The sequence below is a fragment of the Neobacillus camarae genome, from assembly GCF_054950115.1.
In genome coordinates this window covers 1-24,488 of the sequence record NZ_JBUCKX010000006.1, presented here as the reverse complement: position 1 = coordinate 24,488, position 24,488 = coordinate 1, and the positions used below count along the sequence as shown (strand labels likewise).

25 protein-coding genes and 1 pseudogene are annotated in these 24,488 nt (G+C 40.1%); 2 read left to right on the top strand and 24 right to left on the bottom strand.

Annotated features, from left to right (window positions below; genetic code table 11):
• Positions 1-554 precede the first annotated feature (554 nt).
• From ACY8D0_RS27510 to ACY8D0_RS27475, 8 genes and pseudogenes are all read right to left on the bottom strand, one after another.
• The gene (locus tag ACY8D0_RS27510) at positions 555-1,601 is read right to left on the bottom strand and encodes an MBL fold metallo-hydrolase (RefSeq protein WP_462413653.1); all 1,047 of its coding nucleotides are present in this window, start codon (positions 1,599-1,601) and stop codon (positions 555-557) included.
• A gap of 206 nt (positions 1,602-1,807) precedes the next feature.
• Positions 1,808-2,626 carry a Cof-type HAD-IIB family hydrolase gene (locus ACY8D0_RS27505; protein ID WP_462413652.1) on the bottom strand — a complete coding sequence of 273 codons (819 nt, stop codon included), beginning with the start codon at positions 2,624-2,626 and terminating at the stop codon, positions 1,808-1,810.
• Positions 2,627-2,674: 48 nt separating this feature from the next.
• A complete protein-coding gene (locus ACY8D0_RS27500) occupies positions 2,675-3,427 on the bottom strand; it encodes a DeoR/GlpR family DNA-binding transcription regulator (protein ID WP_462413651.1) in 753 nt (250 codons plus the stop codon).
• Positions 3,428-3,742: 315 nt separating this feature from the next.
• Positions 3,743-4,567 carry an MBL fold metallo-hydrolase gene (locus tag ACY8D0_RS27495; RefSeq protein WP_462413650.1) on the bottom strand — a complete coding sequence of 275 codons (825 nt, stop codon included), beginning with the start codon at positions 4,565-4,567 and terminating at the stop codon, positions 3,743-3,745.
• Between the two features lie 173 nt (positions 4,568-4,740).
• Positions 4,741-5,367 carry a LysE family transporter gene (locus tag ACY8D0_RS27490; protein ID WP_462413649.1) on the bottom strand — a complete coding sequence of 209 codons (627 nt, stop codon included), beginning with the start codon at positions 5,365-5,367 and terminating at the stop codon, positions 4,741-4,743.
• Positions 5,368-5,751: 384 nt separating this feature from the next.
• Positions 5,752-6,525 (bottom strand): annotated as a pseudogene (proB, locus tag ACY8D0_RS27485) (glutamate 5-kinase); the annotation flags it as partial.
• Positions 6,522-7,367, bottom strand: a complete 846-nt coding sequence (proC, locus tag ACY8D0_RS27480) for a pyrroline-5-carboxylate reductase (RefSeq protein ID WP_462413648.1) — start codon at positions 7,365-7,367, stop codon at positions 6,522-6,524. The pseudogene proB and the gene proC, both read right to left, overlap by 4 nt.
• 30 nt (positions 7,368-7,397) lie before the next feature.
• Positions 7,398-7,604, bottom strand: a complete 207-nt coding sequence (locus tag ACY8D0_RS27475) for a Fur-regulated basic protein FbpA (RefSeq protein ID WP_462413647.1) — start codon at positions 7,602-7,604, stop codon at positions 7,398-7,400.
• 437 nt (positions 7,605-8,041) lie between these two features.
• Here ACY8D0_RS27475 and ACY8D0_RS27470 point away from each other — a divergent pair, with 437 nt between their 5' ends.
• Positions 8,042-8,575 (top strand): site-specific integrase, encoded by a 534-nt coding sequence (locus tag ACY8D0_RS27470; RefSeq protein WP_462413646.1) that lies wholly within the window; start codon positions 8,042-8,044, stop codon positions 8,573-8,575.
• A gap of 49 nt (positions 8,576-8,624) precedes the next feature.
• Here the strand turns inward: ACY8D0_RS27470 and ACY8D0_RS27465 are convergent, their stop codons facing one another.
• Both ACY8D0_RS27465 and ACY8D0_RS27460 read right to left on the bottom strand, forming a co-directional pair.
• Positions 8,625-9,212 carry an RQC-minor-1 family DNA-binding protein gene (locus ACY8D0_RS27465; RefSeq protein WP_462413645.1) on the bottom strand — a complete coding sequence of 196 codons (588 nt, stop codon included), beginning with the start codon at positions 9,210-9,212 and terminating at the stop codon, positions 8,625-8,627.
• Positions 9,213-9,222: 10 nt separating this feature from the next.
• A complete protein-coding gene (locus ACY8D0_RS27460; RefSeq protein WP_462413644.1) occupies positions 9,223-10,371 on the bottom strand; it encodes an FAD-dependent monooxygenase in 1,149 nt (382 codons plus the stop codon).
• A 529-nt stretch (positions 10,372-10,900) separates the two neighbouring features.
• Between ACY8D0_RS27460 and ACY8D0_RS27455 the strand changes: the two genes are divergently transcribed.
• Positions 10,901-12,241: an AAA family ATPase gene (locus ACY8D0_RS27455; protein ID WP_462413643.1), complete on the top strand. Its 1,341-nt coding sequence runs from the start codon at positions 10,901-10,903 to the stop codon at positions 12,239-12,241.
• A 122-nt stretch (positions 12,242-12,363) separates the two neighbouring features.
• Here the strand turns inward: ACY8D0_RS27455 and ACY8D0_RS27450 are convergent, their stop codons facing one another.
• The 14 genes from ACY8D0_RS27450 to ACY8D0_RS27385 all read right to left on the bottom strand — a co-directional run bounded on the left by ACY8D0_RS27450 (position 12,364) and on the right by ACY8D0_RS27385 (position 23,944).
• Positions 12,364-12,510, bottom strand: a complete 147-nt coding sequence (locus ACY8D0_RS27450) for a hypothetical protein (protein WP_462413642.1) — start codon at positions 12,508-12,510, stop codon at positions 12,364-12,366.
• Between the two features lie 56 nt (positions 12,511-12,566).
• Entirely contained in the window at positions 12,567-13,862 is a 1,296-nt protein-coding gene (locus ACY8D0_RS27445; RefSeq protein ID WP_462413641.1) for an MFS transporter, read from the bottom strand.
• Positions 13,863-14,157: 295 nt separating this feature from the next.
• The gene (locus ACY8D0_RS27440) at positions 14,158-15,582 is read right to left on the bottom strand and encodes a sulfatase family protein (protein WP_462413640.1); all 1,425 of its coding nucleotides are present in this window, start codon (positions 15,580-15,582) and stop codon (positions 14,158-14,160) included.
• Positions 15,583-15,631: 49 nt separating this feature from the next.
• Entirely contained in the window at positions 15,632-16,684 is a 1,053-nt protein-coding gene (locus ACY8D0_RS27435) for a GntR family transcriptional regulator (protein WP_462413639.1), read from the bottom strand.
• Between the two features lie 126 nt (positions 16,685-16,810).
• Entirely contained in the window at positions 16,811-18,067 is a 1,257-nt protein-coding gene (locus ACY8D0_RS27430; protein WP_462413638.1) for an anaerobic sulfatase maturase, read from the bottom strand.
• A 379-nt stretch (positions 18,068-18,446) separates the two neighbouring features.
• Entirely contained in the window at positions 18,447-19,670 is a 1,224-nt protein-coding gene (locus tag ACY8D0_RS27425; RefSeq protein ID WP_462413637.1) for an amidohydrolase, read from the bottom strand.
• A 102-nt stretch (positions 19,671-19,772) separates the two neighbouring features.
• Positions 19,773-20,249, bottom strand: coding sequence for a hypothetical protein (locus ACY8D0_RS27420; protein ID WP_462413636.1), 477 nt, complete (start codon positions 20,247-20,249; stop codon positions 19,773-19,775).
• A gap of 49 nt (positions 20,250-20,298) precedes the next feature.
• Complete coding sequence (locus ACY8D0_RS27415) at positions 20,299-21,177, bottom strand: phosphorothioated DNA-binding restriction endonuclease (protein ID WP_462413635.1); 879 nt, start codon at positions 21,175-21,177, stop codon at positions 20,299-20,301.
• Complete coding sequence (locus ACY8D0_RS27410) at positions 21,174-21,581, bottom strand: hypothetical protein (protein WP_462413634.1); 408 nt, start codon at positions 21,579-21,581, stop codon at positions 21,174-21,176. The genes ACY8D0_RS27415 and ACY8D0_RS27410 overlap by 4 nt, the downstream gene beginning before the upstream one ends.
• A gap of 48 nt (positions 21,582-21,629) precedes the next feature.
• Positions 21,630-21,875 (bottom strand): hypothetical protein, encoded by a 246-nt coding sequence (locus ACY8D0_RS27405; RefSeq protein ID WP_462413633.1) that lies wholly within the window; start codon positions 21,873-21,875, stop codon positions 21,630-21,632.
• A 184-nt stretch (positions 21,876-22,059) separates the two neighbouring features.
• On the bottom strand, positions 22,060-23,004 hold the full coding sequence (locus tag ACY8D0_RS27400) for a S8 family peptidase (RefSeq protein ID WP_462413632.1): 945 nt from the start codon (positions 23,002-23,004) through the stop codon (positions 22,060-22,062).
• A gap of 243 nt (positions 23,005-23,247) precedes the next feature.
• Complete coding sequence (locus ACY8D0_RS27395; RefSeq protein WP_042462125.1) at positions 23,248-23,385, bottom strand: YvrJ family protein; 138 nt, start codon at positions 23,383-23,385, stop codon at positions 23,248-23,250.
• An 84-nt stretch (positions 23,386-23,469) separates the two neighbouring features.
• Positions 23,470-23,688, bottom strand: coding sequence for a DUF2922 domain-containing protein (locus tag ACY8D0_RS27390; RefSeq protein WP_462413631.1), 219 nt, complete (start codon positions 23,686-23,688; stop codon positions 23,470-23,472).
• Positions 23,689-23,725: 37 nt separating this feature from the next.
• On the bottom strand, positions 23,726-23,944 hold the full coding sequence (locus tag ACY8D0_RS27385; protein ID WP_462413630.1) for a DUF1659 domain-containing protein: 219 nt from the start codon (positions 23,942-23,944) through the stop codon (positions 23,726-23,728).
• Positions 23,945-24,488 lie beyond the last annotated feature (544 nt).

Here is a 24,488-nt window from a genome sequence, read left to right as displayed (position 1 = left end):
AGAAAAGCGACCCTTTACAAGGAAAAATCGTACAAGTTACTTGGACAAGATGTTAAAAATAATAAAAGCAATAATGAGTCCAACTACAATGAAACCACCGATTGTGGGACTGCCATATAGAACCCTATTCCAACCGTCATTGTTCTCTATTTGGCTTTTTTCTCCGTTCTTAGTATCGTTTCTCAATAGAACACCGCCCTAAGGTATAATGCCTTTCACTTTCTATATTTCTATTTTCTTATAACGAATTCCTTCTTAATAAAACTGCCAGTTAGATAATAAAAGAAGGATTCTATAAGGATTTGATGGGATTGGTACACCAATAGGAGAAGTTTAAGGTTGAACTAACGGGGAGTTGCTCCGTCAGCCACTTCACTGACCATTGTTTCACTGGATAACTTGCTCTGAACTCTTGCACCTGTTAGCTTGCCCCTTGATAGAATAATAAAAGCGATTCTTCGTTATGTAAGAATCGCCCCTTTATTTATTGAACGGAATTTAACGGAGAATGTCTGTTTTTTTTACCAACTACTCCTTTTGTGAATATGGCCTATTTACATTTCCCACCATGTTGTAATAGGAGTAGATAACGATTCCATTAATGGAACCGTTTCGCCGATTTTTGGAGCGATGAGATGGACCTTATTTTTCTCTGCCTCTTGTAACGCTCTTTCGATAGGTTCTGTCCACCCATGGTTCGCCAGGGTAAAAGCTCCCCAATGAATTAACATCATATTCTTCCCGTTTACATCGATATGGGCCTGAACCGATTGTTCCGGAAACATATGAACTCCAGACCAACGCCTATCGTATTGACCGCCTTCTATTAAAGTAATATCAAAAGGTCCGTATTTCTCGCCAATTTCCTTAAAATGTGCACCATACCCGCCATCTCCACTGGTATAGAATCGGGTGCTTTTTCCAACAATGACCCACCCACCCCATAGCGTCGAATTTCGATTGAAAATCCCCCTTCCAGAGAAATGTTTGGAGGGAGTTAAGGCAATGGCTAAACCTTGAAATTCCGTTTCATCCCACCAATTCAGTTCTTTTATTTTTTCTTGTGCTACACCCCAGCGAAGCAAATGATTACTCACACCGTAAGGAACAAAGAAATGACCAACCTTGTGCTTAAGTTTTCGTATAGAAGGATAATCTAAGTGATCGTAATGGTCATGGGTGATCAAAACAGCATCAATGGGTGGCATATTTTCAATCATATCCAGCACCCCTTCACTGTAACGTTTAGGTCCTATAAAGGATACGGGTGAAGCAATGGGACCCAGCATCGGGTCTATAAGCAGCTTTTTATGGTCGATACTAAGCAAAAAAGCAGAGTGCCCAAACCAAGTGAGACTATCTCCCATACTATTCACTTTGTCCCAATCAACCTCAGAAACAGGAAGTGGACCAGCAGGACGACGGTCTTTACCGACTGAATGAAAGTCCCTATACGTGGAGGATATACTCCCGCTCATCACGGTTGGCTGCCGATAAACGAATTTCCCTTTCACATAATTGTCAAACGTATTATATACCTGTTTTTGTTCGTTACTTGGGTTTCCCCCAAATACCGGATGAAAGTTCATAAGCAAGGTCATCACAACTCCTATTACGATTAAAAAACAATAAATGGATGTTTATATTTTGGCGTTTATTTGACTCAATGTCTACACTTATCACCCAAATCGGGAATTTGAGGATGGTTATTAAAACAATGCTGCCCGTTTTTTTAAGTGAAACAATTCGCACTTTCTCAATTTTGAACCTACAAAAACTAATCGGCTCTTATAAAATCATTTTCCTTTTATTCAAAATACTTTTGTAAAGTATGTTTTAGACCATTCTCATTATTACTTAAAGTGACCTCATCAGCGATCGCCTTTACCACATCTGGTGCATTTCCCATCGCAACCCCTAAGCCTGCGTATTTTAACATATCCATATCATTATAGTTATCTCCAATGGCCATGATTTCCTGGTTTGTGATGTGATATAGGTTCTCTAGCTTTTTAATTGCATTCGATTTCGAAGCATGACCTGACATAACTTCTAAATAGGTATCCTTTGACTTATAGATCGTTAAATGAGGGAATTTATCTTTTAATGCTGATTGAAGTTGATTAATTACTTGTGGTTCTCCCATGCATAAACACTTATGAAAATCATAATTTTCTTCTAAAAACGAGAGAAAGTTGCATGGAATTGGGTTAATATTGGTGATTTCCTTTTCCTGTATAATCCATTTATTTGCATTGTCGTTAACCACCCATTGGTTATGGCTGTATAGGCTAAAACTAACAGCAGGAAAAAGTGAATTAACTATCGTATGAATTCCTTTTACATCCGTTTGGGATAAACTAGTACTATTAATAATCTTCCTCTGTCCATTATGATCAACTGCATCTAGAACAAGTGCACCACTATAACAGATAATAGGAGAATCAATGGATAAATCTTTTTGAATCTGTAAGATAGAACTCGGCATTCTTGCAGATACGAGCACGAATGGAACATGTTGATTCACAACCTTGATAATTGCTTCTTTCGTTTCACTTGTAACTTTATGATCTGAGTTCAATAAGGTTCCGTCAATATCACTAAAAACTGCTTTAAGTTTTAACATTCTATCTCTTCCTTCATAAAAAATCCTCTACCTTCTTTCCAGTCATTTTTATTGTTTAACCCCCTCTGTCACGATTTCTATTTCCACTTTATGATTTTTCAGTATTTCAATAAATTCTTCCGGTGGCTCTTTATCTGTGATTAACGTATCAATATGAGAAAATGACATGGCTTTATAATGGCTCGATTGATTAAATTTCTCGAAATCAGCAAGCAAAAAGACTTGTTTTGCACGATTAGATACCATCCTTTTAATATAGGCATCTTCCTGATTAGCAAAATACACTCCGTCACTTAACAGTCCTGCAGCCCCTAAAAACACTTTATCAAAATAGATATCATTCAATTGTGCCGCCATTTCAGGAGAATAAAAAAACCGGTTTTTTTGATTTAAAGTTCCTCCTAGTAAGTGAACTTCCATACTCTCTTTGGTTGATAAGACTTCTGCATTATCAAGTGAATGTGTGTAAACAGTTGACCTTACCTGTAAATTTTCACATAAAAATTTTACGGTTGTTGAGACATCAAGAAAACACAGATCTCCATCCGTGATGTAGGTTGAAGCCTCTTTTCCTATCAGATACTTCTGCTTTGAAGCAGTGGTTAAACGTTCTTTATAGGCTTTTATTTCTTCCTTAAAATGAGGTAACGCGATGCCGCCATGGGTTCTTATGGCCGTTCCTTCTTCAACCAATTTGATAATATCTCTTCTTGCTGTATCTCTTGAAATATCAAGCATACTGCAAATTTCTTGGTTGGAGACTTGGTTATGAGTTTTGAGATAATCTAGTATTTTTAACAAACGTTCTTCTTGATAAATAAAGAAGCACCTCCCTTTATATATTCAGTATAAACGTTTTTGCGTATTTTGTTAATTATTTTTAAGTGTTTCTTATACCTTTAAGCATTTCTAAGCACTTGTCATACTTAAAAACGACTTTTCGAGCATGTTTAAGAACACCCATTAGAAAATAAGGAGTCTTTTTTTTCTTTACACTTTTCTTATGTCTTATCAAACTAGCCGCCAGTTTGTTCAACAAGAAAAAGAGCCATAGTTACGGCTCTCCCTTAAACTCATGCGTTCGTTTGAACGATGATTCTCTGTTTTGATGGTTCATTATGTGTTAAATAATGTTCCATATAAGGCATTTATATACCTTTCTGCAGACTTCTGTACGGACAAATTAGCATTCTCTTTTACTATGCGATGAAAAGCATTATAAATTCGCTCAAATTTCAACTCTTTTACGGTTTCTGCTATATCGTGGACTTTGGATGCAGGCAGTGGAATGAGGTTAGGGTAACTGTACATAAAACTGACCCATTGACGGTCGGCAACCACCTGGATAATATCGCCCGTTAGTAAGATCCCTTTTTGATAGTTGCCCTCTTTCCATTCCAAAACAGCGCCACCTTTAAAGTGGCCTCCTAAACGATGTAGGATCACTCCTTCATGTATTTCGAGAGATTCACCAGACCAAAAGATAATTTTATCACTTGGTCTCATGACCCATTCTTTGTCATCCTCATGAATATAGATAGGTGCATCAAATGTTTCCGCCCATTCTACCTGTGTTGAATAATAGTGTGGATGTGATAAGGCGATGGCTTGGATACCACCCAATTCCGTGATTTGCTGAATGGTTTGTTGATCCAAATAGGTAATGCAGTCCCACAATACATTGAATCCCTCATTTTCAATCAAATAAGCTGTCTGTCCTATAGCAAACACTGGTTTAGTGGTGATACTATATAAACCTCTTTCTTCCAAAAGAATTTCATTTTTATATTTTTTCGATTGCTGCATATTGGCTAAAGTGGTCCAAGACTGGCCGGCAGGATGAATATACTGTCTTTCCTCTGCACAAATCACACATTGATCGGGCACTTCAGCAGTCCTTTCATTTTGAACTCCACAAGTTTCACAAATATAATGATTCAAAACCTACCACCCTTTCTTGTTATCAAAAAAGCATTTCGATTAATGCGTCAATTATTCCTCTTTTTGAGAGATATATTTTTCTATTATCAAAAGCTAGGAAATATGTGAAACCTGGTTATTTTCTGAAACCATTATGTAGATAGAAAGGGACTCACACCGTTTTTTTATGTTCCCTAAAGGGCATTTACTCCTTGATATCCGAAAAACAAACCAAAACCAATTAATGACAGGCCAGAAATAACCGAAATCACAATCAGACTACGGACAGTGAGAAGTTTACGGAAACTAGTGGTTAGTGCTGCTACGAAAATATCCCAAATCGTAAGGCCAAGAAAAATCATGCTACTATAAATAATTAAGGAATCCGTACCGGTGGTTTGTGCTGTTTTGGCCAAAACAGAGCCATATATTCCTAACCAAAAAAGAATAGATAAAGGGCTGGTTATAGACATAATGAATCCGGTAATAAAACATTTCAATAGCGATTCTTTATTTCTGCTGTAGTTGAGCGTAATCTTATTTGCCCCATAAATACTTTCGACTCCTGAGTAAATTAGAATGAATCCACCAAAAAGCCAAAGAAAGATTTGAACGACAGGAATCTCCAGAAAATGTACCATTCCAAAATAAACCATCAGCATAAAGATCCCATCTGCAATCATGGAACCTGCTCCCACAACCCATGCATGCCAGAAACCGTTCTTGATCCCCTTATCCAACCGGGCAGAATTTACTGGACCAATGGGAGCAGCTAGGGTAAATCCTAAGATGATGTAACCAACAAAAAGGCTTACACTCAAGAAAACCACTCCAGTTCGTTTTCGGTACTAACTTGTACATTCTATGAAAAATGTATAAAATCATGTCCAGAAAATGGTTTAATATTAATGTACGATGCAAGAGGGTAATGCCCCGTTGGTTAAAGTCTCTTATCTGTACGGCAATCTAATCAGTATTTTGCCCACAAAGAAATCCCCTCCAGTCCGACTGCTAAGAACATATCAATGGTCTTAAAAGTCGAACCAAAAGAGATCAAATCATTTAGTAAACTCCTATCTTTTTTTATTCAGTTTTTACACAAGACCACCAGCCGCGTCCCGCAGCAAACTCCACGAAATCAACAGTCCTGTTTGAATACGAATCCACCGTATTTAACCGCCTGCTTTGGAAGCCAACTCCCGCTTGATAAAATAAGTCCCCGTCGCTTTTTGATGAATCGCATCCTTTAAAATATTGGGGGTCCCGGCTTTCCCCAAAAAGGAAAGAATTCCGGAAGCCGTGGCAATTTTAAAAGCATCGATTTTCGATTTCATGCCTCCTGTACCCACCGAACTTCCCGAGCCGCCAGCTGCCTGTTCAATTTTCATGCTAATTTCATGAACTTGTTCCAACCGGACGGCGTGATCCTGTTGACGGGGATCGGCATTATACATCCCATCGATATCCGAAAGAATAACGAACATATCGGCATCAATGAGTTCGGCAATTTTGGCGGAAAGGACATCATTGTTGCCAAACTTTAAGCGATTGATCGTGACCGTGTCGTTTTCATTAATGATGGGGACGATTCCCCGATTCAATAAGACATTAATGGTATTTTTTGCATTGCTATGGCGATTTTCGTTCGATAAATCCTCTCTGGTGATGAGAATCTGCGAGGCGACATAGCCGTGGGATAGAAAAAGCTTCGAGTAAATTTCCATCAACAAAATTTGGCCAATCGAGGCGGAGGCTTGTTTTTCCGACAGTCTGCCCGGTGGTTCCGTAAACCCGAGTTTTCGATAGCCTGCTGCCACTGCACCTGATGAAACGAGCAGGACCTCGTGTCCTTCATCCTTTAATTGCACAATTTCTTCTACTAACTTTTCCAGTTTCCTGCGGCTAACTTCCCCACGAAGGCTCGTGAGTGAGCTGCTGCCAATTTTAACAACCACTCTTTTTTTTAAGCCTAAGGTCATCCAATCACTCCTATATCATCTTTGTAATGGCTGCTCATTTCCCGGGAACGTTTTGCCGCCCCTTTGACCGCTTCCATCATCGCTCTTCCTCCGCCATGCCTTTCCAATTCTTCCAATCCGGCCGCCGTGGTGCCATTCGGGGAGGTGACTTTTTCTCGCAGCTGTGTGGGTGTATCATTTTGCTGCATGATCATTTTGGCTGCACCCAAAAGGGTCTGGGCGCTGATTCGCCTTATTGTATCTGAATCAAGGCCGGACTCTTCTCCTGCCCTCTCCATATGTTCAATTAAATAATAAAAATAGGCAGGTCCACTCCCAGCGATACCTGTAAAAATATCCATTTGATGTTCCTCAATAGGATAAACCGTTCCCAAACAGGATAATAACTCCATCACCATCGTCACAACTTCTTTCGTTGCATGTTTACCTGGGCAAATGGCTGTGGCTGATTCACCAATCATGCTGGATGTATTGGGCATGACGCGAACGACAGGCTGTCCTTCAGGGAGGTTTCTCTCGATAGAGTACGTTGGGATGCCTGCGGCAACCGAAAGAATCACTTGATGAGGCTTAATTTTTTTGGAGAGGAATTCCAATGCGGATCCCACATCTTTTGGCTTCATGGCCAATATAAAAACTTCAATGGTATCAAAGTTTAATTCTCCCCTGATGATTCCCTTTACACCGTAGGCTTCCTCAAGATCTTGCAGACGCCTTCGGTTCCTTTGATTGGTAACGATAATTTGATGGGAAGATATTTTTCCGGTATGGACAATGCCGGTAATCATGGCCTCTGCCATGGAGCCCGCTCCTAAAAACGCAAGCCTTCGATTGTTAAACATCTCGCTCCTCCGTTGGCTGATTTTTAAAGATTAATTGGTTTCAAGAATAGGATCTGATTGTTCTTCAACTCTTTGTTGCAAATGATTGGCATAGATATAGGCATACTCATCCTCTAATTCACTCAAAGTCCATTCGTAAAGATGCTTATTGTTTTTTTTATAGACACCTGATTGAACAAGCTGCTCCATCAGAAATTGTCTTCTTTGCTTAACAACCGTTCTAAGTAAGTTTTTCAAATAGATACCTCCCGTTTTCATAAAGAATAATCGTGTTTAGATGGTCCCTTCATTAATAAAATGTTGGAAGGCAGGGTTAAGTATTAAAAATGAATCTCCCCCTTTCCCATAAATGCCATTATAAAGAGGTGTCTTTTCAGAATTTGTCGATTGGGCACACTTTTGTACGTCTTAAAGGAAACTTTATTTTTCTTTAATAAAAGAAAACTAGATGTTTTTTTTGAAAAATATTCCTTTTCAAAGGAGGCTCTATAACAAAAATACCCGCCATTCTCCAAAATGGCGGGTAAAAAGATATGACGGAGAAACAGAAATAACTAACAATTATTTCAACTAACCTCCAAAATTCATTTTCGCTCTTCATTTGTATATAGACTACGTATCTAACAAAAACGTATAATTTATTATGATAAGACAATGACAACGGAGTTGAGATAATGGAATTTGTTCACCCTATTCGTGACCTGCAAAAAATTCAAGAAATGAAAGAAATCCTTGCTCCAAGAGACGCCTTCCTTTTTACCTTCGGAATTAATGTGGGTTGTAGAATTTCCGACCTTCTTCAACTTAAGGTCAACGATATTCGAGGAAAATCTCATCTCATCATGGAGGAGAATAATACTGGAAAGACAAAACGCTATCCTATCCACAATGAACTTCAGTATATCATTGGACTGTACACTCACGGAATGAACGACGATGACTGGTTGTTCCCAAGCCGTAAAGGAGACAAACCCATCTCACGGATTCAGGCATATCGAGTTTTAAACAAGGCTGCCGGGGAAGTCGGCCTCGAAGAAATTGGGACTCATACTCTAAGAAAGACATTTGGTTATTGGTATTACAAGAAACATAAGGACGTTGCAACATTGCAAGAAATGTTCAACCACTCGGCTCCATCTGTTACGCTCCAGTATATTGGCATTAACAAGGAAAACACGGACGAAGCTCTTGAAGATTTCATTCTATAAGGGACGAATCCAATTAAAAAAGGATTCGTTCACCTAAAAGGGATTTCCATCAATGAACTTCGGTGTTTTCTAACCTATCCATCACTTCTTGGATTTTTCTTCGAACCTTTTGATATTCAATCAATTGCCATGCTCTCAGAATAGGGATGAATTCTTGATTGCCGGATTGAGCGATTTTATCTAGCAATAACATAATCATGCCGCGATTACGGTCCTTTAATGTTTCAACGAAGGAATACTCTGCCTTATCGGAAGCATCCATCAGTTTATCCATTAATTCAGCAGCATAGGTCTCCCGTTCTAGTTCCCAGCCTTTTTCGGTAAAAACGAGGAGCGGGAGCCTATCATCATTTTCAATGTCCAAATAATCATGAAGGATTATCCAATCTACTTTGGCTAGAATTTCATTTTGGGGTATTCCTCTAAATGCTCCGTAGACAGGGCTTCGATCCAATTGAAGCTGCAATAGCTTCTTATCCTTTGACCCTGCCAGTATTTTGACAAGCATGGCACGGCCGCCGCTCATGATCAAATCGTCCGCACCTCTTAAAATAATCTTCATTTCACTTTCTGGCAATGACGTAATTCCGTTAGCATTTAGCTCGTATCTGACGTGTTTTACCTTTTTACTCACCATATTCCCTCTCCTAATCCCAGTTCACATCATACAAAAATTCGAAACGTTTCATGTTAACAGAAGGTGGTATGAGCTTCAAAAAAGCATTTCTTATCGGGATGAGCGATTTGCTTTCAATTTGGGCGACTTGGCCTACCAGCTTGGACATTTTAATCACCTTGTTTGTGCGGTCCAATCTCATCCTTTCATAAGCTTTAAAGGCGGTGTCGATTGTCTCGCTTGTTTCCAAACATCTTGCCAAAACGAAGGCATCTTCCATCGCCTGTCCGGCCCCCTGCCCTAGATTGGGTGTGGTGGCATGGGCAGCATCTCCCAGGAGGACAACTCGCCTAAAAGCAAATTGCGGTATCGGTTTGATATCCACTATATCATTGTGGAGAAGCGACTCCTCTCTTGTAGACTGGATAATTTCTGGTATCGGGCTATGGTATTTTCGAAAAATTTCCTGCAATTCCTTGATACCCAAAGCGGCAACTTGGGGGTCACGGGCCTTCGCCTTAATGCAGGCGAACCAATAGATTTTCCCGTCCGCGAGAGGCACAATGCCAAACCGGCCTGAAGGTCCCCATGTTTCCGTTGCCAGAGCTTGGTCGATTCGGATAGTGGAATCTGTGACGATCCCACGCCAGCACGTATATCCCGCGTACCTAGGGGTTGAATGTGGAAATAACTTTCGGCGAAATAAGGAATTCACTCCGTCGGCAGCCACTACAGCGTCTGCCCGAATGGATTCTCCATCCTCAAATGCAACGGTGACGCCATCTTTCTCCTGCAGGAAATCTACGCACCGCTTATTTACCACAATCGTTTCAGGGAGTAATGCGTCCCTAAGGACTTGATGCAGGTCTGCCCGATGGATGGTAACATTGTCCGTCCCGAACCGTTGGCTTACCAAAAGGGAGTCGGTTTCCGTGATGGGTTTCCCTTTATCGGATAATACAATCATTTTATCCAACACTTTGCTGTATTTCATCACGGAATCTTTCAAATTTAACTTCTCTAATGCCTTCACTGCGTTGGATCCGATTCCGAGTCCCGCCCCGAGAGACTGAAAGGAGCTTGCGCCTTCATAAATCTTGACGTCATACCCTCTTTGTTGCAGGGCAATCCCGGTGCAGAGACCGCCGATTCCCCCACCCACAATGATGAATTTAGCCATGCTTCTTCCTCCGATTCACTCTTTACATACCTCGATGTATGGTTAATTTTCTTTTCATTATAGCAAATACATGCCAACCTATTCGATTTTAGTTTTTATCATCGGAGGTTTTACTGGAATCTCTAAAGGCCAGTTTGATCTACTAATCGTAGAAGTAAAGACCATCGAAATTTCTTCTTGAGAAAGTGACATTCTAAAAATTTTTCAAAAGATCAAATTGGCAAATAAACACACCCGTACTCCACTTTTATCAAAGGAATTCAAGTCAGTTCAAGACATTTTTTCAAAAATCGGGTGTAACCAGACAAGGAATAGTGGCCTAAAAGAAGATGCGACTATTTTACCAAATCAGAAATTTAGAATTGCCTGAATTTATGTCATAATATGGTTATTAAGACAATAGTGGAAACAAATAACAATAAGGGTGTGTTATATGTACATAAAGAATTTAATTCTTACTAATTTTAAATGTCATATCAGTTCCGAATTTGATTTTGGGAAAACAAATCACTTTTTTGGAGACAATTTTGTGGGAAAATCGTCCATTGGAGAAGCGATTGTCTTTTGCTTATTTGGTATGACAAAACATGGTTATAAAGGATATGTGAAGGACTATATGCAAGAAGGAAAAAATTCAATGAAAGTAGAAATGACCCTTCTAGTGGATCAACACGAATATATCATTGTAAGAACCATGAATCCAAAGGGAACCACTTCCGTCCATATGAATGGCCATCCAGCAAAAGAAAAAGAAATAATCGACCTTGTGGGTGGATACCAACCGTTTATTTATTGTTTTTTCCCTGATGTTTTTCCTGAAGAAGATAAATCGACTGCGAGGTCATTTATTATTAGCTACATTCTGAATCAAAAGGATACCTTTCAAGAGTTTGAAAAAGAAACAAAGCGATTAGTAGCACAGCAGAAAAAGGTAAAATCCTCTGCAACTTTTTACGAAGGTCAGTTGAGCATACTTAAAAAGCAATTCGAATCGATGCCAGAAAAGACAATTGAGTCCCAACCAGTCCCAGAAAATATGATTTCCAGGAGAAATCTGATGCGTGAAGACCTTGAAAAAATAAATAAGGGTTTGGAGCATTATCTAAAAAACGGGTATCAGCTTCAGGCAAAAATAAAAAATGGTCAAGAGAAGCTAAAAGAATTCGAACAGGCAGAGCAGTTGCTAAAGGATGCTTGCCCTACGTGCCATCAAAAATTGCCTATCCATCAACTGGAAAACATCCGTACACTTCATTCTGATAAGAAAAAACAGATTTATAATGAATTGGAGGCATTGGAGATTCAGCTTGAAACGGAAAGAGGCTCCTATATGGAGTTATCTCAAAAGAAAAGTTTGTTAGAAGTGGAAATAAAAGAATGGGAGGATCGGTTTCCTTCCAATCAAATCTTGGCACAGGATTATAGGCAAGTGATGGAAGAAATCCAAAAAATTGAGCATCAATTACAAGATTTGCTTGCCGAAAAAAGCGTTCTGTCCAACCAGCTAAAACAGATTAAACATCAATTAGGACAATTGGCCAATCAAAACCAAGTTCAAATCAATAAACAATTAATCCACACCAGATTCCAATTGTTTAAACAGTTAAAGAGCGGAGAATTGCGGCCAGATTTCCAGATTACCTATAAGGATAGACCTTATCGCATACTGTCAAACAGTGAAAAAATTCGCTGTATGCTAGAGATTATCAGCGTAATCTATAATGAATTAAACATTACTTATCCAATTTTTCTTGATAACCTTGAAAGCATCACCCATTTAAACCCGCCAGATACACAAATTATTACTGCAACAGTTAAAAAAGGAATGCCGTTGACATTGAAGATTAAAGATGAAACCCGTACAGCATGAATGGGCTGTACGGGTTATTATTTATTATCATAAAGAAACTCGCCTTTACTATCCTCATTTATGATTTGCAATGAGAAGAATAAAAAGCCTCAGCAGGAACCGAGGCTTTTGATCATAGTTTATTATTCTGTTTCACGCACATCTTTTTCGTAGGCAATGACAACCACTTCTTTTTGTGATTGGCCGCTTAACTTTTCTTCTAATGATTTGATTTCATGCACCAAATTAGAAGGTAAATCTGCTGCAACATATTCCTGTTCTCTGTTCATGATCATCGCTCCTTTTTTGATATTATTTCCCATAAGAGCGAAGCTAATCTAAACATTTACATACCTAATTCCGAAATATCTTCTAGTGTTTTCCCCTTAGATTCTACGTTGATGACGACTAGGACGATGAAGAGGATTACAATACCCGCACCGATTCCCGCAACATACAACCATTTAATGGAGTGCGACAAAATAAGGGCAATGATATACGAAGACAGGAATCCGCTCAACCGGTTAGCAGAGCTGTTTACCCCCATGGCGAAGCCCCTGACGGTAGTCGGAAACAATTCTGCAGCCCATGTCCAAGTGACACTGGAACCAAGAGAGCCTAAGAATTCCATACATACCCACAGGACAAAAAACGCCTTCGCTGGTATGTCAAAAGTAAGGAGGCACACCAAGATCACTGTCATCAAGGAGAAGGCAAAAATGCCAATCGGCCTTCTGCCCGCCTTATCGATTAAAAGGCCGCCCACAACGAAACCGGCAATATTAAATAACCAAACAAACGCCGATCCAAGAAGAGAAATATTGAGACTACCCGTTAACCCAACCGTTTTCAGCACTTGCGGGGTAAATAAGTTAATCGGTGCCATCAAGAAAAAGGCGAGAAAGGTCGAGACAAAAACACCGGCCAACAAACGAATCAGTTTTCCGCTGAAAATATCGGACCACTTGTACGTGTTCTTACTTGAATTCAATAATGTGAGCTCTTCTAGTGTGACATCCACGTCTGAGTTTTTGATGATTTCTTCGGCTTCTTTCATTTTACCTTTCGATGCCAGCCATCTAGGTGACTCCGGAATCGACTTTCTGATGGCTAACACGACAATCGCTGGAATGAGTCCAATCAAGACTGCGTACCGCCATGCCACATCTCCAAAGGATAAGAAAGCATCAATGACCAGGAAGGATAATACGGCACCGATTCCCCACATGATGAATTGCAGGGATAGTAAAAACCCTCTCCGTTCCTTCGGCGCAAATTCAGCGACTAGTGTCCAGCTGACAGCCAAGTCCACCCCAATGGCTAAACCGGTAAGGAATCTGCCCACAAACAACATGGGAACGTTGACTGCCAGACCAGCAATTAATGTACCGCCAATAAACAGAAACAGGTCTAAGACAAACATCATCTTTCGGCCAGATGTATCAACAAATCTACTTAGAAAAATTGAGCCAAAAAATCCTCCCAAAAAGGCAATGCCAATAATGAGACCTGTTATGCCAGATGAAGTAATGGAAAACGTACTGTTAATTAAAGAAATAGCACCTGAAATGACAATCAAATCATATCCGTCAAGCAAGCCCCCCATCCCTGCGAGTAATGCCACTTTGGATGATAATCTCATAACTTCCTTCCTCCCTTATTCGGTTCATTCCACTTATTTAGGAAAAATTAATAAATGCCTTCTTTAGGATCAAAAGATACGGAACGCCTACTCCGTACCTTCTTAGAAAAATTAAACGCTTTCAATTCAGGGAGGACTCTTCAAATGGTCCACTAATTATCCCCTGTTCATTAAGCTGTTGCCAAAAGCTTAAGTCTGCTTGAATCCATACTATTTCCCGTAAAATATTTTCCGACTATTCTGACTATAACAGTTACATTATTCCTACCCCCTAATCTGTCTTTCGTACTAGCTATTAAATTTTTCTACCCTTCGTCAACTGCTCTTTCATCCAATGGTTATCCACCAGTGTATCCCCTTCTTCCAATAAAATATGGTAAAGACGGGTTCGTAATTGCTGAATAACAGGCTGATGCCGTTCATGATGAATTACATTTTTCAATTCGTCCGGATCCTCTTGAAGGTCATAGAGTTCGTCCACATCGGTTGTGTTCCAAATGTATTTCCACCTTTGGGTTCGCAGCATCCGTTGCGTAAACAGCCCGAATTGCTGGCCGTTATAGGTAGAAACGACCTCCTTGCGCCAATCAGGGACATCCTCACCTTTTAATAGAGGAATCAACGATTTTCCCTGATGGATCTGAGGAGGATTGATTCCGGACAATTCTAGGATGGTGGGTGATATATCCAGCAAATTATAGACAAAATCGTCACACACGAAGTTAGTCTTGAGTTTCTCCGGCCACCTTACAATGAGGGGCACTCTTACGATGTCATCATACATCACGTAATGTTTATCCATCATTCGGTGACCGCCGCACATATCACCATGGTCTGATGTGAATACCACTACTGTATCCTGCTCTAACCCCATCCGCTTTAGGGCATCCAACACCTGACCTATCGCATCATCCACTTGGCTGATTATCGCATAGTATCTCGCCACAATCGGGGCCCAGTCTGCCCAGGTAAAGTGTTCCATTCCCCAAGTGACTAGCTGCTGGCGTTGGATATATGGTTTATTTTCAAAGGTATCATAAAAATTGGTCCACTCCGGAACCGTCTCTGGAGGGTACCTTTCAGCAAAGCTTTGATGGGGTGTACATGGCAAATGGGGCTCGGTAAACTCCAAGCGGATGTGCCATGGCTGTTTGGTCTCGGCATATTTCTCCATCATTTTAATGGCTTTACCCGACAGCCAATGGGTTCTTGTATCCTGTAAAGGGACTGGGTCGATTCCTCCAAACCAAGTATTAACCGAATCGTCTTGATCAATTTTAATCCCGTTATTATATTTAAGATGCGGATAACGCTGCTTGCGAAACTCGGCATATTCCTCTTCACTGACGTAAGAATCGTAACCGAAATGGGTCGGGTCGTAGGTAGGATGCACATGCCACTTGCCTAAATAGGCGGTTTGGTAGCCTTTTTTCCCCAACTCCCGCGGCCAAGAATACTCTTGCGGGTCAATCGCCGGAATTTTCGGCCCCAAATCATAATTCCACAAGGCACCAAACGTTTCCGGACGTCTTCCATTGAGAAACGATTGGCGGGCCGGGCAGCATAAAGGGATATGGGTATACGCATTCGAAAACCAAACCCCTTCGTTGGCTAACTGATCAAGATTCGGTGTTTTAACGGGGTATTTTTCACTGAATCCTAAACAGTCATACCGTTGTTGGTCAACCATGATATAGAGAATGTTTGGATCATTATTCATGGTTCCCCCTCCTTTTCAAAGTGTGATTTTGGATTGTTAACAACCATAATCATTTAACCACTAAGCCTTTAACTGATTGTTTAATGACTAATTGACACGGAACCAATCGTGTTTTGGTATCCCATTCCCCATTTAAAAGCGTCGACATCGCTAACGTGCCCAGCTGGTAAAGCGGTTGCAGCAGTGTGCTGATAGACACTTTTAACATCGACTCAAATGGGATTTTTCCTGAAGCAATCAGCGATATTTGTTCAGGAATATTGATATCCCTTTCTGCCAACACTTCAAGGACTGCTATCGAAGAAGTATAGTCTGCTGCAAATATCGCTGTACATTCCGGATGCCTATCAAGCCAATCACTATACAAGTCTTTTGCGTCTAAATGGTTTTCTGGTCGTCCAACAAACCAATCATCAGAATAATCGATTCCATTTTCCTGAAATCCTTGAATAAACGCCTCCTTCCGATTTTTGTAATTGGAAAACCCATCCCGCAAACCCAGCAATCCTATCTTCTGATGGCCATTTTCCATTAGATATCGAATCACATCAAGAGATGCGTGATACAAATCCGAATTGACACAAACAAATGGAACATTTTTAAAATCAGAATTTAATACAACAAACCTTTGGCCTTTTTCCCATGCTTGGGTCAAATAGTCCAATTGATAGTAAGATGGGGTAACGACGATGTATCCATTGATGTCAGGAGGGTAATTTTCCTGGCATCCATTATCGATAAATTGAATGGCCAGCCCCCTGCGATACGCTTCATCTCTTAAACCGTCCATTAATTCGGAAAGGGCTGCGTACACACTGGGGAATGGATGGCAAAGCCATACCTTAATGGGATTGTCATAGCTGTTATGGGTTGTAATGGAGGATGCCGCAACAAATGTCCCTTTTCCCTTCTGTGCCGTAAGGATCCCTTCCAATATCAATTCGTTTACTGCCCGATTCAGCGTACTCCAACTGCATTGGTATTCCTGACATAACGTATTCCGACCGGGCAGAAGGTCTCCGGCATTGAAAATTCCCTCGTTAATTTTAGTTTTTATATCTTGCTTAATCTGGTAATAGGTCGGTGCAAATTGTTGATCCATACCTATCTCCTCCTGGATATCATTTTATTGGCAGGTAAATCAATGTTTTTCCACTAATCTTATAGACTATAAATGGGTTTGATACATATATATCAAAGTTAATGTATAGTAGCCCTTTACTTTTCTTCACGAAACGATATGCGCCCCGCAGCATTTTTTGAATTTCTTGTTACTACCGCAAATGCATAACTCATTTCGGCCAGGAACCTTCAGTCCACTTTTGATATATTCCTCTAACCAACGATTTTTGAGTTTGCCGGCTAAGGCATTCATCCGCTCATCGGCATATTGATAAACCTTTAGATAACTCTCACAAAAATAATCCACATCCGCCACATGACCTGATTCCATCCATTTACGATTTCTTGGGCAGCCCCCATGACAAAGTGTAAAGTACTCGCATTGTGTACACTTCTTAGGGACTTTTGGCTTTAATCCGAGAAATTGTTGGTATACCGGACTGTTTAAAATGGCATCAAGCGAATCAACACCGACATTACCCAGCTTATAATCTTCACTAAGATAAAAATCACAAGGATAGGCGTCTCCATTTTGCTCTAAAACTAGTGTTTTCGGGCATGCTGCTCGATGAATACATAACTCAGCCTCTTGATTCACATAAACACTTAGCATATTATCGAAGAATCGAATCGAAACATCAGGCTCGCCTTCGTTATACCAAAGATCAAAGACATCACACAGAAAATCGCCATATTCTTCTGGTGTAATGAGATAATGGCCTTGCTTATGGGTCTCTTGTGCACGGAAGTCCATGCATGGGATAAACTGGATAAACCCGAACCCCTCTTTTTTATAAAATTCCATCAGTTCCTTGGCTTTTCCGACATTGCCTTTATGTATGACTGTTAAAATATTAAAATCCACATCATTTTTCTTTAATATATGGATACCGTTCATCACACGGTCATAGCTGCCCTTTCCTGAACCGGTGATCCTTTTGCTGTCATGGATCTCTTTCGGACCATCCAAACTGACTCCAATTAAGAAATTATATCTTTTGAAAAAGCGAGCCCAGTTATCATCAATCAAAGTAGCGTTTGTTTGTAATGCATTACTAATAATGGTCTTTGGTGGTGAATACTTAGCCTGCAAATTAACGACCTTTTCAAAAAATTCAAGACCTGCAAGTAGTGGCTCTCCTCCCTGCCACGCAAAGGAAGCGGATCCTTGTGTCTTTGCCATATATTCGTGGATGAATTTTTCAAGTAATTGGGAATCTATTTTTCTGATGGGTGATTTCACTTTTCCGCCGCATGTACTATAGTAACAATACTCACAGGCCAGATTGCAGTCCTCTGAGACTGTCTTCCACATGACACCGAGGTTGCCGCTATTTTTTGACGTAAGACATGCTAAAGTCATGAGGTACGCCTCCTTCAATCAATCTTTTTGGATATTTAATATGTAGTGGATTATATAGGTGAATGTTATGGGTATTCAAGATGAAAGCGGATTCGAATAACGATAGGAAAAATCCCATTATATTCACCTTGATACATATATACCAAGGTTGTTCGTAAACATAATTTACCTTACGCTTCCAAAAAGAGTCAATATACATTTCAGAAAATTCCAAAATTGTAAAATATACGCAAAAGAGAACCACCCGAGATGGTCCTAACGAAATAGATTTAACATGTTCCGCAACCTCTGTAAAGTTAAAGGGGAAAACACGCCGACAAACATAATATCCCATCCAACTCCAGTAAAAAATAACGAAGAAAAAATAATCGGGCCCTGCTTAGAATAGGGAGCCTGATACGATATTCCCTTTATAAAAAACAGTTTTTCGCTTTGCTCTTCTAGCAACAGCTTCAGCCGAGCAGCTTGCTTCAACTAGAATCATATTGGCCTGTGCACTAGGCTTCGGCCAAACCTGGCACCCTTCTTCATTCAAAGGTGTGAGACCGCCGGTAATATATTTTAAAGCCTGGCCCAAGGAAACCTCATCTGTCCAGCGGTTCCGTTCCACCAGTCGGCCCACCCTTTCCAGAACATCTCCGTTACCGGTTGGCCACCATGAATCAAAGATATTATCATTTCCGACAGCAACCTCTACCCCATACTTGGTTAGAAGCGCCACAGGTGGTATGTTTCGGCCAATGGGGAGACTGGTCACAATGGAAATTCCGGCATCCTTTAAAATTTCTGCCATTTCAATAGCCTCTTCTTGTGAAACGTCCCCAAGTCCAAAGGCATGGCTGACTGCCACTCTCCCCTCCCATCCGGCTTGTTTGGTTAAAAAGGCAAGCCGTTTCATCGTAAAGGTTCCCAAATGGCCTGGGTCATGTAAATGCAAATCAATATCGGCATTTGCTTCAACCGCCAGCTCCATTAATTGTACCAATGAGGCTTCGATATTTTGGTCTACTGTTGCCGGATCAACCGCTCCCACAATCCCGGCGCCATTTCTCAAGGCCTGTCTTACAAGTCCAACTGTCCCCGGACGCAGCAATCCGTGTTGGGCAAAAGCCACAATTTCTGAGCTTAGCCTATGAGAATAGGATTCTAATGCCAGTTTGACCCCATCCAAGTTTTGCAGTTTTACCTCAGGATAAATATCCACGTGGGTTCTGACATGTGTGGAACCATAAGATAATAGCACCTCAAGCAGTGCTTCTGCACGTTCCTGTGTGCTAGATGCCATGGTTGATAAAATGTTTTTTTCTATTTCGCTGCGCTCCATCACACTTGGGGCAGGAATACAGGCTTTCCAGAGATCCCCCATATAGGTCTTGTCCAAATGGACGTGCTTCTCGACAAAGGACGGAAGAAGCAGCAGGCCATTTGCATCCTTTACCGGTAAATCGTTCAAAAGCGGCTCTGAAGCATTCACGATTCTCCCAATTTTTCCTGCTTCAATGAAAAGATGAAAAAGCTCCGTTTGCGTTCCCGTCACTCTACCATTCTCTTTTAGATAACCTGTTTCTAAACGTACATTTTTCAGCCAAAAACTATTATTCATTCTCCATCCTCCTATCTGGCTCAACTCCTGGGGCTAAATACCACTATTTGTGCACATGTTAATATCACTAAACTTGATTCCATTCATAGAGAGATGTATCTTTCAATTGTAAGAATAGTTTTTATCCGTTCTTAAGACTTCTGCATAGGTAAAAATTAACGATGCAGCAGGTTGGAGTCTAATTCCAGACCAAACTTGAATCGTGTTTTGTTTACTTATCTTATAATCTTTTAATGGCTTTGATAGTGGAATATTGTGAAAACTAAACTGAAGGCCAATGATAGATATATAGACAACATCATTATCAATAAAAACACGAGAAATCTTTTTGGAAAGTACCTGTTCGATTCCCTTGGCAACATAATTTTTAAATTGGTACCTTTTTAAAAATGCTCCAGCCGTATCTTTTTTTACAAAGGCATTCAATAAGTTCATACAGGCAAAATAATAAAAGGCATCGATATCATCATTGATTTCAATCAACGCTCCAATATAAGCTTTCATAGCCTGCTCTTCAGTTATTTCTGGAAAACTACTACTTTCTAACTTGATCATTTCACTTAGCTCTTGAATCGACATTGCTCTCACCTTTTTAGTTAAAGTAATAATGAAATACTACTCATTAATTTTAATTCACATAATACCTAGATGGCCCCTTAAAAACTTCCCGAACATGCCAATTTAAAAAATTATTTTGGGGTTCGTAATCAGGATGGATAGGAGATTTAATCTGCTTTCCGTGAAACTTCATTAAATATTCTTCAAAACCATTCGATCCATTCGCCTCTTCTGCTACTAATAAAATTCTATCTTCATTTAGTGTAAAGACTCCTCGATCAAATAATTTATGGTGCATGGCACAAAGTGCAATACCATTTTCCTCCGTATCAGGTCCACCCGCTTGGTGCCATTTTATATGAGCTGCTTCAACCCCAACCAAATGATTCCCAAGCCGTACATTAAAACCGCAAACAGCACAACTATACTCATAGGCTTTTAAAATTTTCCCCCTGAAGTTTGGATCTCTTGAACGTTTGCCTTGGTAATCTAAATCTAATCCTACATCGGACAAAATGTCCTCATGAATGGTTTCTGGAAAATGCCTTTCGAGAATGAATTGAGCTAATTCTTTAACTAGATGATTATTATTCTTTAAAGCATTGTAAACCTCTGTGCTAAAACCACCAGATACTTGGTTTTTTAATAAAAGATTGTTGTTTGGATTTTGTTTATTAATGATAACGGGAGACTTCAAATCCCATATACCATCATTTGTTAACCTTACAAAAGGCTCCTCAGGATGATAGGTGCGCCTTTTGGGTCCATACTCTATTAATAAAGACGTTAACTTTTCTTTCACTTCTTTATAGGGGAGATAATTCGTGTCCTCATTTTGGAGTTGTGCTAAAGCATATAGTAACAGCAATGGTTTATGTGGGGCTCTTTGATCACCTTTTTTCCAGATACTGATATTTTCAATTTTTCGTTTCAACTCATTTTCATTCATTGAGACTCTCGCCCTATCCTCGAATCTTTTCTGCAAATACTTTTATATGCTTTAGATGATAACTCAAAAAATTCCTTATCAATTTGAGATGGGTAATTTACCTCTTTTTGAAGTTTTATAGCCTCATTAGATTTCCAACTTAAGCCATAAAACTTTGGCCATAAAAGAAGACTATTCTTTTTGGTAAATATCGTTAAAAAGTCACGATCTCGTTTTCTATCGATCGCTTCATCAGCCCACAGAACAAATCGATTATAAGCTTCTCCAGTATGTATTTTAAACCTTAATCCTTTTTTATCCAATTGTTCAAAAAGACTCTGGGTCATCTCCTTTAAATCAGCTGGTAATCTTTTAAAATGATAGGTTTCGTAGAACGATTCGACGGTCATATAATTATTTTCCAAAAAAAACACCCTTATTATATAATTTTAAAAATACCCGACAGACAAAACTTATTCCATACATCTTTTACATGGAGTTTCATACCAATCGGTGGGTCTATCCCATTTTCCTACCCAATAATACTCTCCGTTTCTACTATCATTAACAATTACTTTCGTTCTGAAATTTTCAGAGTTTACAAAGCTGCAGGTTACATGATGAACTTTTGTGGGGGTTGCTGTATCTGTTATAATAAAATACCCTTTCCCGGTGAACTTTAATTGTTCAAATTTAGCTAAGCTTTTAATAGGATTCATTTTTTCACCTCTATTAAATTGTACTTTAACCACTTCATTCAAATTTTTTCGACAAAAATACCCGAAAACCTTCGTTAATTAAAAAAATATACAAATAGGTACTGAAAATTACCACCAAGTAACATTTGTCTATATAACTAATCCCACCAAAAGAGCTTGGAATATTGAATTCCAAGCCCTTAATTTATATGACTGCCATTTTTACATCTGTCTTGAATACTTCAGCCAAGTAATCCGCTGCCGTCAGGTATACCATCCCATTCCCTTCCATCTTCGGTGAATGACCTAGAGGGACCGTTCGCTTGATTAATTGGGCATAAACTTCAAGCTCTGTCAGTTTTCTTTCAAAAACTTGGGTCGAGAGGGCTTTTATGAGGGCTAATGCCCCGGATACATGCGGGGCTGCCATGGAGGTTCCGCTGAGCTTGGCATATTTTCCGTTCAGATAGGTTGATAGAATATCTTCACCCGGAGCAACGAGATCCACTTCATTGTTGGAATTGCTGAAATCAGAGATTCTCCGGTCTAGAGAGATGGCCCCTACACTGATCACTTCATTATAATAACCAGGATACCCCCATTCATTGGTTGCCTCTTGGCCATCCCCTTCATTTCCGGCCGCACACACAACCAGAATATTTTGTTCAACCGCCTTTTGAATCGCTTCGTGCAATTCGGGAATATCTTCAGGGCCGCCTAAGCTCATGGAAATTATGTCAACCTTTTGTTCAATGGCATACTGTATACCCTTGATAATCCATTCATACTGTCCGGAGCCATTTTGATCAAGGACTTTGACAATCAATAACTTGGCTTCAGGTGCCACACCTATTACGCCTTGCTGATTGGCCGTTCCAGCGATTGTGCCGGCGACATGGGTGCCATGTCCATTGTAATCACAATAACTCTCTTTAAGGCCATTGTCATCCTTGGTAAAATTCCTCCCACCAATGATTCTTCCCTTCAAGTCAGGATGTATCAGATCACAGCCAGTGTCTAGGATGGCAATGGTTATTCCTTTACCTTTCGTTTGGTCCCAGACTTTTGGGGCCTGAATCATCTCTACTCCTGATGGCACTTCCGTTACTTCTTCAACCTCTCCATTCAATTGGTACGGAAACAAACGCATTTTTCCTCCTCCTCAGCAGTTTTTCATTAAAGTCCCTTCATACAGGTAGTAGCAGTTCAGCAAACAGAATCTATTGATAAAGATTCCTCTGCGGTCATTTTTCAAGCCGGCCCTCCATTTTTTGAAATATTTTATATACAAAAAAGATGAAAAGCTGAGCCGTCATGGATTAAAAACACCATGACTGCCACACAAGAGGAGTAGCAGCCATAGGGTAGTGACATGCATAACCGGGATGTTGTGTCACCCTTTCATTCGTTCGGGAAGACTCTGGATCGACTGGACCACTAAATCGAGCTTTGACTCGATTCGGTAAAGCAAGTATAGGGTCACCACGATAGGGAAGCCCACCTCACTGATGAGCGGAATGATCTGTTCCACGAGTGTTCACTCCTTTCTTTACATAAAATACCACACTAGAAAAGGCCGGTTTCTCCTGAATCCGGCCTCTCCGTTTTTCGCACCTTATGCAAGTTCATATTCCACAACATTTCGGTCGATGACTCTTGCCCCTTTCGCCGCAACCAGCTTGCCTGTGCTCGATACGAACACGTCAGCAGCAATGATTTGAGCCATGGATTGCTTGACAGCTTCTTCGTCGACCGGCTCCTTCGGATTTTCAACCGAAATGCGGGCCGTTTTGCCAAACTCGGTGCCAAATTCCAACTCCAATGTTTTTGCCATTATTTTCACCTCCCGTCGTTACTTTTTCCCATTGTCATTAAGCGATAATTTCCGAACTGTCATTGCGCTCGACTTTGTTTAACTGATCGACAGACAAAACAGAGAGTGCAGTGGCAGCTTGCCATAACTGGTCAACTGTGGCGGCCTTGGTGACATTGCTGAACGTCTTTGACCGAATAATCGGCTTGCCTTCATCATCCATTCCAGTTTGAAAAACTAAACGAAGTTTCGTAGTTTCGAGTAATCCTTGTGCCATTTCGCCTCACCTCCTTTCACCTTTTATATATAGAAGTACAGATGAAAAGGACAGGTGTGATTTAAATATTATCTTTTAAATATCAACAAGGTTTTGGCATATACTAAATAGCCTGAGTTCTCACTAGCCTCTGCCTTATGACTAGACCAAACGAAGGAATGCAGTCACACTGGTGATGCCAAGTGACATGGGAGGGTACGTCATCATAAGCTACGCAGAAGTGCATTGTGCTTCATATAATTTCCTATAATCATCTTCCATAATTACCCAGTAGTAACCACGTAGCGTACCCATATGTTGGAGATTCACATTAAATGAAAGTAATGTTAAGAAACGTGTCGAAAATACTTTTTTGACACCCCACAAACGCGTCAAACCGTTGATTAAACAATATTTATAGAGGGAGGAAAACATCGTCATTACCAAATAGCAAAATAATGTTTAATATAAAGCTCGTTAAGTTCAGGATTTAGTAACCAAATTTTTGAGGAGCTTTTACGGTGAATAAAAAATGAACTGGAGAAGTGGTCGGTCATGTTGCACA